This window comes from Pseudoalteromonas sp. NBT06-2 (assembly GCF_002276045.1).
Lineage (GTDB): Bacteria > Pseudomonadota > Gammaproteobacteria > Enterobacterales > Alteromonadaceae > Pseudoalteromonas.
Window position 1 is genome coordinate 1 of the sequence record NZ_NQMR01000458.1, and the last position, 308, is coordinate 308.

Genomic DNA, 308 nt, shown 5'->3' on the forward strand with positions numbered 1-308 from the left:
TATGCCGATGATATTATCATTTTAGTGAAAACTAAAAGCCAAGGTAAGCAAGTCAAAAGTGATATCAGTAATTACATCACTAAGCGTTTAAAATTGATTATCAATGAATCTAAAAGTCGAGTCGGCCCAGTGTCTGGCTCTAAGTTTCTCGGTTTTACCTTCCATTATGGCCAAGTGCAGATCCATGATAATGCTTTAAAATTATTTAAAGAGAAAGTCAGGAAACTCATCAACCGGAACTGGGGAATATCGATGACACGACAAATTCATAAATTAACACAATTTTTACGTGGTTGGGGTTATTACTT

Annotated in this window: 1 protein-coding gene; it reads left to right on the forward strand. The window is 35.1% G+C overall.

Annotated features, from left to right (window positions below):
* A partial coding sequence (locus CJF42_RS26520) for a group II intron maturase-specific domain-containing protein (RefSeq protein ID WP_286203534.1) occupies positions 1-308 on the forward strand: 308 nt, incomplete at both ends.